This window comes from Methanobacterium sp. CWC-01, assembly GCF_030323845.1.
GTDB classification, from domain to species: Archaea; Methanobacteriota; Methanobacteria; order Methanobacteriales; family Methanobacteriaceae; genus Methanobacterium; species Methanobacterium aridiramus.
This window is the reverse complement of record NZ_CP040735.1, coordinates 487,101-502,177: the sequence shown is the minus strand read 5'-3', so window position 1 is coordinate 502,177 and position 15,077 is coordinate 487,101. Positions and strand designations below refer to the sequence as shown.

The 15,077-nt window shown below is 41.8% G+C and carries 19 protein-coding genes; 17 read left to right on the top strand and 2 right to left on the bottom strand.

Translation table 11 applies throughout. From position 1 onward, the window contains the following. Window positions 1-144: 144 nt before the first annotated feature. The 6 genes from FGU46_RS02620 (at window position 145) to mch (ending at window position 4,884) form a co-directional block, all read left to right on the top strand. Window positions 145-1,227: a hypothetical protein gene (locus FGU46_RS02620; RefSeq protein WP_286476241.1), complete on the top strand. Its 1,083-nt coding sequence runs from the start codon at window positions 145-147 to the stop codon at window positions 1,225-1,227. Window positions 1,228-1,251: 24 nt separating this feature from the next. Then, window positions 1,252-1,716 carry a DUF1890 domain-containing protein gene (locus FGU46_RS02615; RefSeq protein ID WP_286476239.1) on the top strand — a complete coding sequence of 155 codons (465 nt, stop codon included), beginning with the start codon at window positions 1,252-1,254 and terminating at the stop codon, window positions 1,714-1,716. Next, entirely contained in the window at window positions 1,713-2,015 is a 303-nt protein-coding gene (locus tag FGU46_RS02610) for a DUF1894 domain-containing protein (protein WP_286476238.1), read from the top strand. Before FGU46_RS02615 ends, FGU46_RS02610 begins: the two co-directional genes overlap by 4 nt. Before the next feature lie 165 nt (window positions 2,016-2,180). Beyond that, window positions 2,181-3,158 carry a methionine synthase gene (locus tag FGU46_RS02605; protein WP_286476236.1) on the top strand — a complete coding sequence of 326 codons (978 nt, stop codon included), beginning with the start codon at window positions 2,181-2,183 and terminating at the stop codon, window positions 3,156-3,158. Further along, complete coding sequence (locus FGU46_RS02600; protein WP_286476234.1) at window positions 3,146-3,763, top strand: thymidylate synthase; 618 nt, start codon at window positions 3,146-3,148, stop codon at window positions 3,761-3,763. The genes FGU46_RS02605 and FGU46_RS02600 overlap by 13 nt, the downstream gene beginning before the upstream one ends. A 158-nt stretch (window positions 3,764-3,921) precedes the next feature. Further along, window positions 3,922-4,884, top strand: coding sequence for a methenyltetrahydromethanopterin cyclohydrolase (gene mch, locus FGU46_RS02595; protein WP_286476232.1), 963 nt, complete (start codon window positions 3,922-3,924; stop codon window positions 4,882-4,884). Window positions 4,885-5,007: 123 nt separating this feature from the next. Here mch and FGU46_RS02590 read toward each other — a convergent pair whose 3' ends face one another. Continuing rightward, window positions 5,008-5,718 (bottom strand): head GIN domain-containing protein, encoded by a 711-nt coding sequence (locus tag FGU46_RS02590; protein ID WP_286476230.1) that lies wholly within the window; start codon window positions 5,716-5,718, stop codon window positions 5,008-5,010. Between the two features lie 328 nt (window positions 5,719-6,046). Here FGU46_RS02590 and FGU46_RS02585 point away from each other — a divergent pair, with 328 nt between their 5' ends. From FGU46_RS02585 to ribC, 5 genes are all read left to right on the top strand, one after another. After that, entirely contained in the window at window positions 6,047-6,238 is a 192-nt protein-coding gene (locus tag FGU46_RS02585; protein WP_286476228.1) for a hypothetical protein, read from the top strand. Next, entirely contained in the window at window positions 6,219-6,749 is a 531-nt protein-coding gene (locus FGU46_RS02580; RefSeq protein ID WP_353619908.1) for an amidase family protein, read from the top strand. The genes FGU46_RS02585 and FGU46_RS02580 overlap by 20 nt, the downstream gene beginning before the upstream one ends. Before the next feature lie 7 nt (window positions 6,750-6,756). Further along, window positions 6,757-7,491, top strand: coding sequence for an amidase family protein (locus FGU46_RS02575; RefSeq protein WP_353619907.1), 735 nt, complete (start codon window positions 6,757-6,759; stop codon window positions 7,489-7,491). Window positions 7,492-7,668: 177 nt separating this feature from the next. Continuing rightward, window positions 7,669-8,496, top strand: a complete 828-nt coding sequence (locus FGU46_RS02570; RefSeq protein WP_286476224.1) for an alpha-amylase family protein — start codon at window positions 7,669-7,671, stop codon at window positions 8,494-8,496. Window positions 8,497-8,853: 357 nt separating this feature from the next. Continuing rightward, window positions 8,854-9,312 carry a riboflavin synthase gene (gene ribC / locus FGU46_RS02565; protein WP_286478494.1) on the top strand — a complete coding sequence of 153 codons (459 nt, stop codon included), beginning with the start codon at window positions 8,854-8,856 and terminating at the stop codon, window positions 9,310-9,312. A gap of 54 nt (window positions 9,313-9,366) precedes the next feature. On the opposite strand, the gene FGU46_RS02560 is transcribed toward ribC, so the two are convergent. Then, window positions 9,367-10,482: an ABC transporter permease gene (locus FGU46_RS02560; RefSeq protein WP_286476222.1), complete on the bottom strand. Its 1,116-nt coding sequence runs from the start codon at window positions 10,480-10,482 to the stop codon at window positions 9,367-9,369. A gap of 220 nt (window positions 10,483-10,702) precedes the next feature. Here FGU46_RS02560 and FGU46_RS02555 point away from each other — a divergent pair, with 220 nt between their 5' ends. From FGU46_RS02555 to FGU46_RS02530, 6 genes are all read left to right on the top strand, one after another. Further along, on the top strand, window positions 10,703-11,026 hold the full coding sequence (locus tag FGU46_RS02555) for a carboxymuconolactone decarboxylase family protein (protein WP_286476219.1): 324 nt from the start codon (window positions 10,703-10,705) through the stop codon (window positions 11,024-11,026). A gap of 289 nt (window positions 11,027-11,315) precedes the next feature. Beyond that, window positions 11,316-12,698 carry an MATE family efflux transporter gene (locus FGU46_RS02550; protein ID WP_286476217.1) on the top strand — a complete coding sequence of 461 codons (1,383 nt, stop codon included), beginning with the start codon at window positions 11,316-11,318 and terminating at the stop codon, window positions 12,696-12,698. Between the two features lie 197 nt (window positions 12,699-12,895). Then, window positions 12,896-13,441 (top strand): 50S ribosomal protein L15e, encoded by a 546-nt coding sequence (locus FGU46_RS02545; protein ID WP_286476215.1) that lies wholly within the window; start codon window positions 12,896-12,898, stop codon window positions 13,439-13,441. Between the two features lie 74 nt (window positions 13,442-13,515). Next, entirely contained in the window at window positions 13,516-13,950 is a 435-nt protein-coding gene (locus FGU46_RS02540; RefSeq protein WP_286476213.1) for an RNA-binding protein, read from the top strand. Next, on the top strand, window positions 13,940-14,644 hold the full coding sequence (gene rnp3, locus FGU46_RS02535; protein ID WP_286476211.1) for a ribonuclease P protein component 3: 705 nt from the start codon (window positions 13,940-13,942) through the stop codon (window positions 14,642-14,644). Before FGU46_RS02540 ends, rnp3 begins: the two co-directional genes overlap by 11 nt. Before the next feature lie 41 nt (window positions 14,645-14,685). Then, entirely contained in the window at window positions 14,686-15,063 is a 378-nt protein-coding gene (locus FGU46_RS02530) for an Rpp14/Pop5 family protein (RefSeq protein WP_286476209.1), read from the top strand. Window positions 15,064-15,077: the final 14 nt, after the last annotated feature.

Below are 15,077 nucleotides of genomic sequence, written 5' to 3'. Positions count from 1 at the left end.
GGACCTAATGAAGCGCCAATCTTAACATAAAGAAAATCTGGATTTTGAACTGTTATTATAGAAATTACGTATAAATTTTTTTAAGATATTAAAGTAAGCTGGTTCTTTAAAGGACTCACATATAACAAATTGGAGAATACTGGAATGGCCTTAATCGCTGAAACTCATCTTCAATACATTATCGAGGTAGCAATAATGCTGCAAGTTGGGGTAATTTTCCTCTTAAACCTGGCCCCACTCTCACTGAGCCTAGTCATGATGGGCGCCCTTATTGTGGGAACTGGTTTCGCTGCCCTGTTCGGTTTTGATGCATTGTTCCTGTTTTTACCCGGTTTTAGTCACTCTGAATTCACACACCCATTTGGCTCTTTGGCTCTTGTGGCCATTGTAACCGCTCTGGCAGCTCTTCCCACCATGAAAGAGGCAGGTATTAATATTAAGAATTTAAGAAACTACGTGCTATTACTTTTGGTCGTAATAACCATAGCTGGGGGTTTAATGCACCGTTCTTTCCTTATTTTATGGATTTTGGGGTTGTTGTTAGGCTTTTTTTTAATATCCAAGTCTTTCCGACAAAAATCAGTATTCACCCTCAAACGGATAGTGATGGTGGGGGTGGTGGTGATAGCTGGATTTGGGTCCCTCGAGATCCTATCAAGGGTACTGGACATGAGCATTTTAAGTCCCTTGCTTCGTTTGACTCGTATTGATACCTATGCCATGCCCAGCGTTAAAATGGTTATAGAAAACGCTACCCTAACCGGTCACCAACTAGGCGCCTGTTACTGGGGTGATACGTGTTTAGGCGGTTCTGATGGATATATGTCTTTGCCCATATCTCTGATAACCCTTTTCGGTTTGCCATTTCCATTATTTTTTGGAATACTGGTTTCCAAGAAGGATATCATTGACTACATGTTACCGGGAATATTTGGGGTAACCTTTGACTTTGGCTATTTGGTCCTGTTCTTCTTACTCATGTGGTGTGCGGGAGTGGTCGTTGTGGGTACTATGATGCTTCGAACTTACCGTAACAGAAGAGAAAATGGTGATAAAAATTGTCTCGGACGGGAGGCACTTCTGATAGGTTCTCTAACGGCCTTTATTGCCCAGGCTCTGGTGGGATTATTTATTATGAACCGTTCCATTAACGGAACTGCCATGTTAACCTTTTTGGTCTTGAGTGCCATGGTGGTAGGGCATTTAATTTTCATAAAAAATAAATAGAATTAAAACAATAGGAGAAAGCAGATGAAAAAGGCGCTTATACTTTTAGGATGTCCAGAATCACCTTCTCAAACTCCCTTAGCCATGTACACTGCGTATAAACTTGATAAAATGGGCTTTGAGGTCACTCTGGCAAGCACTCCCTCAGCCATGAAACTCCTGGAAGTTTCAGATCCGGAAGGGTACTATATAAAAAATAAAATTGATTTAGAATCTTGCCTGGATACAATTAAAGAGGGAGATTATCACTTATTAATTGGTTTTGCACATAAAGATGCTGCAGTTTCCTACTTTGTCACATTTTATTACATACTTAATACTAAAAGCATAGCTCTGGTATTCCATCGTGACGCTGAAAAGTTAGAATCCTTCGAAGAAACCATAAAATCTAGTACCAACGCAGATATAGTATCGGCCCGGGCTTACCACAACCCCACGCCTATCAGGGTTCGTCTGGACCGGGCTTTAAAAGCACTGGAGGCGGTGTGATGTTCTGTCTGGATACCTATCTGCGAGAATCTGAAGATTACACCATACATCTTAACCGGTCTGGTTTTAAGGACTGTGCTAAATTCATAGAAAAAAATGCTAAAAGGGTGGTACATGTACCGGCCGGTGCCAAAATAGTAGGAGCCAGAATAATAGGAATTCCCCCAGTCCCTATAGGTGTAGATGATGAAAAGGGCACCATAATGTTACCCTACACCAAACCCTGCTATGGAACTGCGGTGGTAGAGATACCAGTACCTGAAGAGGAAATTCAAATCATAGAATCCATGGCAATATAGCTATTCTTGGGATATTGAGTCCAGTTTTACAGTTTTTTAATCCACATGTCTTTTTTTTTGATATTAAAGTTAAAAATAGGTTTTTATAACTAAAGTGCTTTTGAAATCACCGTTAATTAATTTTTTATAGTATGGTATCTTAATATTAACACTAAAGGAGATATCATGTTAACAACTGTGGTTGGGAGTTATCCGGCAAATACGCACGCTCCATCGTCCTGGGGCCAAAAAATATCCAGTTTTTTTGGATCATACGATCCATATCATCGTGCATTAGAGATAGCAGTCCATGATCAGGTGGAAGCAGGAGTGAACTTGATATCAGATGGTCAAGTGCGGGGTAGTATGGTGGAACTTTTCGCCCGGTCCATTCCGGGAATGGAGTATGAGGAAGGTATTTCTAGAATAACTGGAAAAATAAATCCTACCATTAATTCTATTGGTGTTTCAGACCTGAAAAAGACTCTTCAAATTGCAAATAGGCTGGAACCTAGTTTTAAAAAATCTGTAAATGTATTTAGTGGAAACCAATTCTCAAAAGACGTTTATGGAGTCAAGGGGATCATCACCGGGCCCACCACCATGGTCCTGTCCTCCCGAATAGACGGATTTTACCGTCAGGAAGATAGATCTCGGGCGATACTGGATATGGCAGTGGTCATGAAAAAAGAGGCCCTGGATCTGCAAAACGCAGGAGCTGCTTATATTCAGGTGGATGAACCCTTCCTTTCCACAGGAATGGCTGATCTCAACATTGCCCATCGGGCCATGGGATTAATTAATGAGGAACTGCAGATACCCTTGGCCATGCACGTCTGTGGGGATTTAAGCAACGTATTTCCCGAAATACTTAAATTTCCTGTGGATATATTGGACTTTGAATTTGCGGGTAATCCTATCAATCTTGCTCTTTTGGAAAATGTAGACCTGGGAGGAAAGAAGATAGGGTTTGGATGTATCGATACCAAAACCATACAGGTGGAAAGCACGGAAGAAATTTATAATCTAATTAGCAGGGGTATGGATACGATTGGAGATAAAAAAATTATTATCGACCCTGATTGTGGTATGAGAATGCTAAAACGGGAGTCGGCAATGCAAAAACTGAAAAACATGACGGAGGCAGTAAAATGGCTATCCTAATAAGAGCCCCCACCATAAAATTGGGTTGGGAGAGCCTGGTTAAGAGAATTATAAATAATGGAATAGAAATCAATGATGAACGTGGTTCTTTGACATTAGAACTTCTAAACACCGTGGTTAACATCCAGAAGCCCCTTAAACTTGATATACCTGAAGGTTACTTCTGGCGAGGAGAAAAGCTGGAAAAATATGCAGAACAGTTTTTATCCGACGATCAACAGGGATTCATATATACTTATGGTAACCGACTTCGAAAACACTTTCAGGGCATTGATCAGATACAGGAAGCAATAAATCGTCTAAATAACTGTAAAGAGTCCCGTAGGGCCATATCCATAACCTGGGATCCTCTCACTGATACTCAAAATGATGAGGTGCCCTGCATGATCATCGTCGACTTCAAAATCAGGGATGGGAAACTCCAAACTACAGGATTATGGCGTTCCCATGATATATACGGGGCCTGGTTCCCCAATGCAGTAGGATTAACCCATCTGGCCAGTTACGTTGCGGAGGAGGTGGGGGTGGATGTGGGAACCCTTACCATTCATTCTATCAGTGCCCACATCTACGAGGTTAACTTCGACGAAGCAAGAAGGGTCTAAGAAGGGTTCAATTCTCTAAAAATAGGGTCCAACTCTCTAAAAATGGGTCTGAAGACTATGAAATCTATTTTTTTTGGTAAGGAAAAATAAAAAAACTTAAAAATTAGCTGGAATAATGAGAAATAAGGTGATTATTACTTTCATTTAGAGGTGAACAAATGTTAAGTGTCAATCTGGAAGCTAAGAAAACTGTTGATTTAATGATTGAAAAGGCTGAAGAACTTAATCTGGCCGTAGAGAACTTGGAGAACGGTTCAACCATCATAGATGCAGGGGTTAATGTAACTGGAAGTTTCAAAGCCGGTGAAATGTACACCAAGGTCTGTCTGGGCGGTCTGGCCGAAGTGGGCATATCCATCCCAGGTGACCTTTCAAAAACATTGGCCCTTCCTGCTGTGAAGATTAAAACTGACTTCCCATCCATCTCAACTTTGGGATCCCAGAAAGCAGGCTGGTCAGTTAGTGTAGGTGACTTTTTCGCCCTGGGATCAGGACCTGCTCGTGCTCTGGCTCTTAAACCGGCTGAAACTTATGAAGAGATCGGATACAAGGATGAAGCAGACCTGGCCATTCTCACCCTGGAAGCAGACACCTTACCGGGTGTGGAGGTAACAGAAGCCATTGCCCAGGATTGTGGTGTGGATCCAGAGAACGTTTATTTACTGGTAGCGCCCACCTCATCTCTGGTGGGATCCATCCAGATATCAGGACGAGTGGTAGAGAATGGTACCTACAAAATGTTGGAAGCACTTCATTTCGATGTGAACAAGGTTAAATACGCGGCTGGTATAGCACCTATCGCTCCAGTTGACACCGACGGTTTGAAGGCCATGGGGAAAACCAACGACGCTGTACTGTTCGGAGGAAGAACTTTTTACTACATAGAATCTGAGGAAGGTGATGATATTAAATCAATAGCTGAGAAACTACCATCATCTGCTGCCGATGGCTATGGAAAACCATTTTACGAGGTTTTCAAAGAAGCCAACTTTGATTTCTACCAGATCGACAAGGGCATGTTTGCACCAGCCGAAGTAGTCATAAACGACCTTAGAACTGGCGAAGTATTCCGGGAGGGATACGTGAACATAGAACTTTTAGAGAAGTCATTTGGATTCTAGAATCCAAACTTACTTTTTTACTTCTTTTTTAATTTAAAATTAATCTAAATTTAATTAATCAGCTTATAATCAAATTTATTCTAAATGGAATTAAAAAAAGAAAAGATGGGAAAAATGGGTTTCTTAGGTAATTTGTTTGATGCTACCAGCCCCATTTATCTGCTGGTTCAATTGAGGATTACCAAGGTAGTTGATTTCTCCCCCACCATTAATAATGGCGTTAAGGATCCCACTGACATTTAGAGTTCCTTTACCAGCTCCGTTTATGGTCATGGTGGCAGTGTTACTCTGAAGTTCCCTGGCGAAGTACTCTCCTGCTCCAGATATGGTGACGGTCTGCTCAGTGGTTTTCCCGGCCATGACCACTCTACCTGCTCCAGATATGTTCACCGTCAGTTTACCAAGATCCAACCCGCTCATGTTACCTTCACCCGCACCATTAATTGAGAGTGTCAGACTGCTAGTTTTAAGTCCCGTGGATTCTACTTTTCCCGCACCAGAAAGAGAAATGGTATTTGGGTCCTTTAGAGTTAGATAAAACTTCACAGTTTTAGTAGGGGAAGGTGTGTTGGTGTCGTATTTGAGTTCCAGCCTGTCGCCATTCACATTGCTCTGTATATGTGGCATGATGTTATCTTCGGCTTCAATGGTTAGTGACTCCTGGTCACCCTGTTGAATGATTAAGGTCCCTATTCCATCTAAAGACACCTGATTTACTCCACTTACACTTTTAGTCTGATTGACCAATTTTCCTGATCCAGTGCCCTGCATGGAACATCCTGACGCTGCCACCACCACACACAGCAGTATGATGGCCAAAAAATACTTTTTCAAGTTAAATAACCCCCTATTTTATTAAATTAACTTTTTTCATGGTATAATATGTTTTTAGGGATTAATAAAAATTTCATTCATCATAAGCTGCTAGGTAGTTAGCATAGGGGAGTTTAAATTCATCAAAAACACACGCTTATCCGACCCTAACGAAATGATTAACTAATTGAAAGAGACTTTGAGATAAAATGATAATAGGATGGGTGTTTGCCAAGAGATGAGAATAATTTATCATTTCTGGATTTCAAATTATAATTGAATATAAAAAATTTAAATGTGAAATGGGTAGGCTAAATACATGAGGCAAAAATAATGAGGAGTACCTTGTATGGACTTGTTAGAGTATTCTAAGCTTGAAAGTGTTGCAATAGCTGATTTAGTCACAAGGGGGGAGGTTTCACCGAAGGAACTTGCACAACTTTTTTTGGAAGCATTTGAAAAGGTCAATCCAAGAATCAATGCTGTCATAGAGGCATACTTTGACCGTATCAAATTTTTGGATGATAAAAAAAATCTCTGATGGTCCATTCGCTGGGGTGCCGTTCTTGATGAAGGATATTGGCGCCGGCGAAAGAGGACGGCATCAGGAGAGCGGATCTAAGCTCATGAGAGGACACGTTGTAGACAATGACTCATTCTTGACAGGGCTTTTCAAGAAAACGGGTTTGACCCTGTTGGGCCGCACAACAACGCCTGAATTTGCGTTGGGAATCTCAACGGAATCTGAATTGGTTGGTGTGACTAACAATCCCTGGAATCCGGATATCATGAGCGGCGGTTCCAGTGGTGGGGCTGCAGCGAGTATCGCAGCGGGTATTGTGCCGATGGCACATGGTAGTGATAATGGTGGCTCGATTCGCATTCCAGCAAGTGCTTGTGGACTGGTCGGATTGAAGCCCTCTCGTGGACGCGTGACACTTGGTCCGGATATCGGGGAGTTGTGGCCGGGAATGTTACAGGAGTTTGTTTTAAGTCGAACTGTCCGGGATACTGCTCTGATGTTAGACGCGGTGGCAGCCTGTACTTGGTGATCCTTTTATCATAAGGCAGCCCGTTCGACCTTATGCGCAAGAATTGAATGCTCCAACTGAGGCCCTGCGAATAGCTTGGACCGTGGACTCTTGGCAACCTGAAGGTTCCGTGGATTCAGAAATAGTCCGCTGTGTGGAGCAAGTAGTTTCCGAATGTGAAAGAGCAGGTCATGAACTGGTTCAGGCCAGCCCAGTTTTTGACTATGAGGAATACCTACATGCGGTATGTGTAGCGTGGGCATTCGGAATGGATGTGGGGCTTGATATGTTCGCAGCAGTGATGGGGCGAAAAATAAGCGAAGAGACTGTTGAACCGGTGCTATTGTCGTTTTATCAGTACTCCAAGGGGCTTACAGCCGCTGACATGTTCATGGCAGAATTCGTCTTGAACAAATTCCGACGAACCTTTGGGAAATTCTTCGAAAAATATGACATGTTGCTCACACCCACCTTGAACAAATTACCAGAGCCACATGGAAAGTACTCGAAAATGCGGACAGACGTTGACTATGAGGGTTATATGCGTCTCTGCGAGGAAACCAAAGTGCACACAACCGCTGCGAATGTGACTGGACAACCGGCGATTACATTGCCTCTCGGACAGAGCAAGTCTGGTTTACCCATAGGGATCCAGTTCATGGCTAGGTTTGGGGAGGAAGATGCACTAATACGTATAGCAAGTTCGCTTGAAAAAGAAATGCCCTGGTGTAATCGAATCCCACCCGTCCATGTAAGCCGGTAATAAAACTGCCACCAGAAAAGAAATTGGCCGAGAGAACATATTGGCCGAGGACCAAGATTAAGTAACTAATTTCAACCAGAGAAGTTCTATTGCATTGTACTGACCATTGATGAGAAAATACTTTTCATCAAGGTAACTTGAATATCCTAAAATATCCTAATATAGATACGAATAATTTTGAAGGTGGTTAAATTTATTTACAGAAGGATAGTATCAATTCTAGTACTATTTATTTTGACATTAGGTTTAAATTCTGGATGCGTAGCTGCAGCAGGGAATTTCACTACTACAAAGACCATTAACATAAGTGAAGTACCGGTACCTTACACCAGCACGGTAACCTCTTGGTATAATATCCCATTGATTGAGACTGGTTTTGTCGTGGGCTATTTTATAAACCCCCGGGTCACGCCCATATCGGAAATCAATTTTACCGCTTTAAAAAGTGTTGGAATTACAGATATATACGTTTTAGTAACAAATGATAATTATTTATCAGTACTATCCGAAGCCAAAACAAAGGGCGATGCTGTGGGAATAAAAACCAACGCTTGGGTATACCCAGGGTTTAGTCACGCCTCACAGGTCTCTCAAATGAAAATAGGAGTTCTATTAGATGTGGAAACCCATAATATGTCAGCATATATTCCACAAATTAAATCCATGAGATTAGCCACCAGGGGGGTAACGTTTTACGTTTGTGTTAAACCTGAGTTATGGGATGGAAACCAATACTACTACCTGATAGCACCATACTGCGACTACATAGTCCCCATGCTATATGAAGGCGACTACGGACAGGGAATAACCGGATTAAGAAACTGGGTTAAAGTATTCAACTTCATATACCCGGGAAAAATCATAGCCGGACTTGAAACCTATCAATCCGACAAAAATCTAACTCCTAAGAGTGCAAGTACCATATTAGCAGAAATCAAAGCTGTACAACCCAATACACATGGAGTAATCCTATTTAGGCACGGATTATCCAACTTCGAGGGGTAACTCCAGCCATCAGCATCACCACCATTAATTGACATAATCTTTCCAATATTGAATTACCCTCCCGCATCCTGAAATTAAAGGAAAACACACATTTTTTTCATCTATCCCATCATCTTTACTGGGGGGCAGAGAGGGAATGTAAATCGTTCAATCATACTTAAGAAAGTTTCATTGTGAGTAGGGGTGTTGCCGAGCGCACCAGAGAAGCTCCACTTCCAGTGTAGACCAACCCACTGATTCGAATGATGTATATTTTTAACCAACTAACAAGAAACATAACCTCATAGAAAATGTTTCAAGATTTTCAGTAAGAAAATGACTAAAACCGGAGTAATTGAAGATTCTCAAGTGATAGATATGAAGATCGGAATATGTGACACCACATTTGCACGCTATGACATGGCATCTGCAGCTATAAATGAAATAAAACAGCATGTGGGTAATTTAAAGATTATTAGGCGCACTGTCCCTGGTGTTAAGGACTTACCGGTAGCCTGCAAGAAACTTATCGACGAGGAAGGATGTGACATGGTCATGGCCATGGGAATGCCGGGTCCGGAGAAAATGGATAAAACTTGTGCCCATGAAGCATCTACCGGTCTCATTCAGGCCCAGTTAATGACCAATACTCACATCTTAGAGGTTTTTGTCCACGAGGATGAGGGTGTGGATGAGAAGGAGCTCAAATTCCTGGCTGATAACCGGGCACGAGAACACGCCCAGAATTTGGTTAAAATGCTTTTCAAACCAGATAAATTAAAAAGAGAAGCAGGAATGGGTATGAGGGAAGGACATCCTGATAAGGGACCCCTTTAACATTTTTAATTTATTTTCCATTCGTCTTTAAAATTACTTTAAATTAGGATTTTTTTATTCATAACGTAGAGCTTCGGTTGGTGGTAAACGGCTGGCACGATAGGCGGGGTAAAATCCTCCAATCAAACCCACGGTCAGTGCCACTCCCAGGGCCTTTAAGAATACTGAAGGAGAGTATACGGGCTTAATGAAGCTACCCATACCCAGGGCTATTAAGGCTTGGATGGCCACCAGGCCCAGGAGGATTCCAACTATACCTGCTAAAAAGGTTAAAACGATTGATTCACCTAAGATCATGGAAAGTATTCTCCGGTCTTTCCATCCCACGGCTTTCAAGACACCAATCTCCCGTGTACGCTCATATACTGACATTATCATGGTGTTTATCACTCCTATACCTCCAATTACAATGGCCAGAAGTGATATTGCCCAGGAAGCGGTGTCGATTGTGTTTAAGCCCTGATCAACATTTTGTAAATCTTCTAGGGAAGAAATGGTGGTAACGTTCTCCCCATATTGGTCTTCTACAGTTTCAGTCACTTCTTCCACTTTAGCATCCTTTTTGATCTTAACGTAGATCATGGTGACCTTACCCGGTTGATCTTCAATCTTCTGCGCATTCTCCAGGGACATGAAGGCCCCTCCGTCCTGTTGCAGGTCACCGGTCTCAAAGATTCCGACAGTTTGGTATTCTTCTTTTCCAACTGTCAAAGCATCTCCCACAGTTTTATTCAACTTTTCAGCAGCTACTTTGCCAATAATTATTTCTTTGGCATCTCCCGTAGAGAACTGAGCTCCTGAAGTGATTTTCATGCCGCTCAGAGATAATTTCTCGGGTTCGATACCTATCACCACGAAATAGGGATTTCCTCCCACGGGTTGCACCGAGGTTAACACCCCTACTGCGTCTTCCACCCCACTGACATTTTTAATTTTATCGGTATAGTCTTCTTCTATCTTTGAAAGGAACATATCAGACACGTTAGCCTCTACCACAGTGAAATCGGCGCCCCCTGCCTTAAGAGTTTCCTCAGTTGATACCTTGAGCCCGTCAGTGATAATACCCAGGGCCACGATGGTGGCTATGCCGATGGCTATGCCTACCACGGCTAGTACGGTTCTGGTCTTATTCCGGAAGGGATTTTTCACGATGAGGCTTAAAAATGACATTAGAAAACTCCTATTATGATTAATCTCTCCATGATGGTTCAGTGAAGTTAATTACAATCTAACTAAACTAATCGTTGCTTTCTATGTTTATGAAACTAATTTGTCATTTTTCAATCATTATTCTATGGGATTAAAGCTTTAGAAATTTCACATTAAAAAATTATATAAGAGATATAGAACATAAAATAAGATTAGTAGATATATTTGGGGAGGTAATGAGATGAAAGAAGACGTTTTCTACGGAAAAGGCATACATCATGCTAAGAAGGATTATCCAGATATTTATCAGGCCGTGGTTGCTCTTAATGAAGCAGCATATACTGGTAGAGTTCTGGATTACCGTACTCAGAAGCTAATAGCCCTGGGTATCACTGCAGCAGCCTCTGATGACCGGGCTATGAAGAAACAAATGCAGAGTGCCATGAAGGAATTTGACATCACCAAGGATGAGATTGTGGATGTTCTGAGGGTGGTTTTGTTAACCTCAGGTAATCCTCCCTTCACCAAGGCCATGCGCACCCTTTACGAAATAATCGGGGAATAAAGAATATTTAAGGTAAGTATAAGCCTTATCAATTTTTTTATTTTTTTAGGTCGGATTAGTATTTTGGCGCCTTTTTTATTCTAAAGAGTCGCTACCACATATTTATATACCATGTTATCTAACCATTTTAAGGTGAATTTGACCTTTTTTCTTCTATTTTTCCCATTATGGGATATAAAAGTGGCTGAAATAACTTGAAGTAAAATACGTCTTAAAGTAAATACGTCTTTAAATATCCCTTTTAGAGGAATGGAACCATATCTTATTTCAATTTAAGTAGGTAATAAACGTGCAAAATGAAAAATCTGATGATTCTCCTTCTCCCGAAGTAACCGAAGGAATTTCATTAATCACTGGAGACCCTAAAAAGGCGGTTTTAAAACTATCCGGCCCTTTGATTGTGGCCATGGTTTTATCCTCCATGTACAATCTGGTGGATGCCATCTGGGTTTCGGGATTGGGTGGAGATGCCCTGGCAGCTGTGGGTTTTGTAACCCCCTTATTCATGATATTGATTGGCCTTTCCAACGGTATCGGTGCCGGGGCCACTTCTGCCATATCCCGTTGTATAGGTGCCCATGACAAGAGGGGTGTAAACAACACCGCCATGCACACCATAATCATCACCATCATTGTTTCTATTGTCCTGACCATAGGGCTGGAAATATTTCTCCAATCTACACTTCTAACTCTGGGAGCCGGGAAAACCATTGAATTGGCAGTTAATTATGGCCAAATCATCTTTGCGGGTACCATACTGATGCTCTTTACTGGCGCGGCCTATGGAATTCTCCGTTCAGAGGGAGATACTAAGAGGACCATGTATGCCATGATCATATCTGCGGTGGTTAACATAATTCTGGATCCCATCCTGATTTACCCGGCAGGACTGGGCATTGCCGGGGCGGCTTGGGCTACGGTGATATCTCAGGCCATGGTTTCCGGGGTCCTTTTATACTGGTTTTTCAAAAAGAAGGACACCTACGTTACTTTATCCTGGAAGAATTTCATCCCTGATTTTAAGGTTGTTAAATCCATTTTGGGGGTGGGATTACCTGCTAGTGTGGAGTTCCTGGTCATGTCCTCGGTGGTGGCTATTTTAAATGGACTGCTCGTAAATGTGGCTGGTACCGATGCCGTGGCCATTTACTCTGCCGGGTGGAGGGTGGTGATGATGGCCATCTTACCCATCATAGCAGTGGGAACAGCGGTGGTAGCGGTGGCCGGTGTCTCATATGGGGCCCGAAATACTAAAAACCTGTCTATCACTCACACCTACTCCATAAAGGTGGGTCTAATCGTGGCCCTTCTTACCAGCGTTCTAACCTTTGTTTTTGCACCATACATCGCCATGATATTCGCATACTCACCAGAAACAGCCTACCTGGCACCCACCATCGCTGCCTTCCTTCAAGTGATGTGCTTCTTTTATATCTTCGTGCCACCAGGGGTTATGTCTGGGTCCATCTTTCAGGGAGTGGGCAAAGGGATTAATTCACTTATATTAACCGTATTAAGACAGTTAATTTTTGTAGCCGTATTTTCATATTTTTTAGCGATACCTCTAGGATGGGGACAGCAGGGAGTATGGTGGGGGATAGTTGCAGGAAACACCGCAGGAAGTGCAGTTGCCTTTACCTGGGCACGTTTATATATAAAAAGACTTGGATGATAATCCGGTGGCTTCTGAACTCAGATTATGATGATCACTTATATTATTGGCATAAACTGATCTGATTAACAATTCCTAAACACAACCTTTTTAAATACTCCTGACCTAATAACAATACTCGCTATTTCTAGCAGCGAAACTCTTTTTGGGATAAATCCCGTGGATGTGGCGAAAGCTGAACAAAAGAGGTGTATTATATGTATAAGTATATTAGTGAAGCTTGGAATAACCCTGACGATTCTTACGTCAAAGAACTGATGCAGAAACGCGCTCCCCTGTGGAGAAAGGAAAGTGTAATCGAAAGGATAGACAAACCTACCCGAATCGACCGGGCACGGTCTCTAGGCTACAAAGCCAAAAAAGGCTATGTGGTTGTCAGAACACGGGTCCGTCGTGGTGGAAGAAGAAAATCTCGTTTTACCGCCGGTAGGAAACCTAAGAGGATGGGTGTAAAAAAGATCACCCCAAAAAAATCCATTCAGCGTATAGCTGAGGAACGAGTATCCCGCCATTACCCTAATCTAGAAGTTTTGAACTCCTACTGGGTTTGGGAAGATGGAAAATTCCAGTTCTACGAAGTCATACTGGTTGATCCCCACCATCCGGTCATAAAAAATGACCCTAAAATAAACTGGATCTGTCAATCTAACAAGAAAGGTCGAGTTTTCAGGGGCCTTACCAGTGAAGGGAAGAAAAACAGAGGACTGAGCGGAAGAGGTAAAGGGAAAGAAAAGGTCAGGTAATTACCTGCCTTATTTCCTTAAGCCAACAATTCCCTTATGGGAATATTCAAACCTTATTATAGGGATGAAGGGCAGTGATTCATAACATAGCCTACCGAACCCTAGTTTATGGAACTGAAGATGAGGATAGAGTGCGTACTGCACTTTCAAACATTCTTCCATTTTCTAAACCTGAGAAAGAAATCATAGAAGGCCACCATAAAAACCAAATTATTATTCTTAAGGGTAAAACTGATAAAAAAAAGGATATTAAATCTTTTTTACAAAGTCTTGAGAATATTAAAACTTCCGACAAGAAAAGAATTTTAAGAGGCCTTGAAAGTAAAATCGATGATAAGGGTAACTTCTTTTTAAGATTCGACAAACAAAGAGCCTATCTGGGTGAAATTAAGGTAGTGGAACATGGAGATGCTATCCATCTTAAACTGAAGTTAGCCGCATATCCAGCCCGTAAAGATCCTGCCCTAAAAATCGCCCGACAGATATTTGGTGAAGAGGATGTTCATTGATCTTCACGTTCATTTTTACCCAGGAATAACCAAGGATGCTTGGAAAATGGGTTACCAGGGATTGGTTCTGGTAAGATCATCTGAAGAATCATCTTCTAACCTTAATGGGCATAAAGACCAATTTAAAGCTTATAAAAATTCTGACATCCCCGGTAAGATTTCTACTTTTCAAGGTGTTGAGATCAGAGCTAAAAACCCGGAAGACCTCAGAAGAAAGATTCAAAAGTTTAGGAAAAAGACCGATGTCCTCCTGGTGCATGGGGGAGATATAAAAATTAATCGAGCAGCTGTGGAGGATGCTAGAGTCGATGTATTAACCCATCCCTACCAGCGAAGAAGGGACAGTGGCTTTAACCATGTACTTGCCAAAAAAGCAGCAGAAAATAACGTAGCTGTAGAAATTAATATTGGATATTTCCTCCACAACCGAAATCATCGTCGTCAGAAGGTTCTAGCACAATTCAGAGAACTTTTAAAATTGAAATCAAAGTTTGATTTCTCTCTGGTCATAACCAGTGGAGCCCGTTCCCTTTATGACCTTCGTAGCCCTAGGGATTTGATGGCGTTGTCATCCTGTTTTGGGATGGATAAAGAAACCGCCTTTTCTGCGTTATCAAATGTTCCAGGGGCTATTATTGAGAATAATAAATTCAGACATCAATTAATATCATCCGGGGTACGTCTTCTGGATTAGTCTCCAGTAGCTCTTCCCAAAGCCATTCGATAAGAGGATCCATGAAGCTGAAGATACTTCCCACTCATCTTCGAGAGAAGAAAAGATACCTGGCCTTTGAAGCCATATCTCAACTCCCGCTAAAAAGGGAGGATGTTATTTCCCTATTGTGGGACACATCCCTACATATGTATGGAGTCTGTGGGACCAGTAAATTTGATTTATGGGTTGTTAAAATATGGAATTGTCCTGATTCAGATTATAATAGAATTCGGGGCATAATTAGATGTCGAAGAGAATCTTTAGATGAAGTAAGGGCTATATTGCCAGTTGTAACCCGATTTAATGGAAAAAAGGTGGTTTTTTACACCAGAGGAATTTCGGGTACCATTAACTCTGCAGTAAAAAAGTTTATTAAATTAAAGGAAGAAGATGAATGAATGGATAGTTTTAT

Excerpts from the sequence above, each read along its gene's own strand:
- FGU46_RS02605 (WP_286476236.1), top strand. The coding sequence starts at position 2,181 with ATGTTAACAACTGTGGTTGGGAGTTATCCGGCAAATACGCACGCTCCA.
- FGU46_RS02560 (WP_286476222.1), bottom strand. The coding sequence starts at position 10,482 with ATGTCATTTTTAAGCCTCATCGTGAAAAATCCCTTCCGGAATAAGACC.
- FGU46_RS02600 (WP_286476234.1), top strand. The coding sequence starts at position 3,146 with ATGGCTATCCTAATAAGAGCCCCCACCATAAAATTGGGTTGGGAGAGC.
- mch (WP_286476232.1), top strand. The coding sequence starts at position 3,922 with ATGTTAAGTGTCAATCTGGAAGCTAAGAAAACTGTTGATTTAATGATT.
- FGU46_RS02615 (WP_286476239.1), top strand. The coding sequence starts at position 1,252 with ATGAAAAAGGCGCTTATACTTTTAGGATGTCCAGAATCACCTTCTCAA.
- ribC (WP_286478494.1), top strand. The coding sequence starts at position 8,854 with ATGAAGATCGGAATATGTGACACCACATTTGCACGCTATGACATGGCA.
- FGU46_RS02530 (WP_286476209.1), top strand. The coding sequence starts at position 14,686 with ATGAAGCTGAAGATACTTCCCACTCATCTTCGAGAGAAGAAAAGATAC.
- rnp3 (WP_286476211.1), top strand. The coding sequence starts at position 13,940 with ATGTTCATTGATCTTCACGTTCATTTTTACCCAGGAATAACCAAGGAT.
- FGU46_RS02555 (WP_286476219.1), top strand. The coding sequence starts at position 10,703 with ATGAAAGAAGACGTTTTCTACGGAAAAGGCATACATCATGCTAAGAAG.
- FGU46_RS02545 (WP_286476215.1), top strand. The coding sequence starts at position 12,896 with ATGTATAAGTATATTAGTGAAGCTTGGAATAACCCTGACGATTCTTAC.
- FGU46_RS02580 (WP_353619908.1), top strand. The coding sequence starts at position 6,219 with ATGATAAAAAAAATCTCTGATGGTCCATTCGCTGGGGTGCCGTTCTTG.
- FGU46_RS02585 (WP_286476228.1), top strand. The coding sequence starts at position 6,047 with ATGGACTTGTTAGAGTATTCTAAGCTTGAAAGTGTTGCAATAGCTGAT.
- FGU46_RS02620 (WP_286476241.1), top strand. The coding sequence starts at position 145 with ATGGCCTTAATCGCTGAAACTCATCTTCAATACATTATCGAGGTAGCA.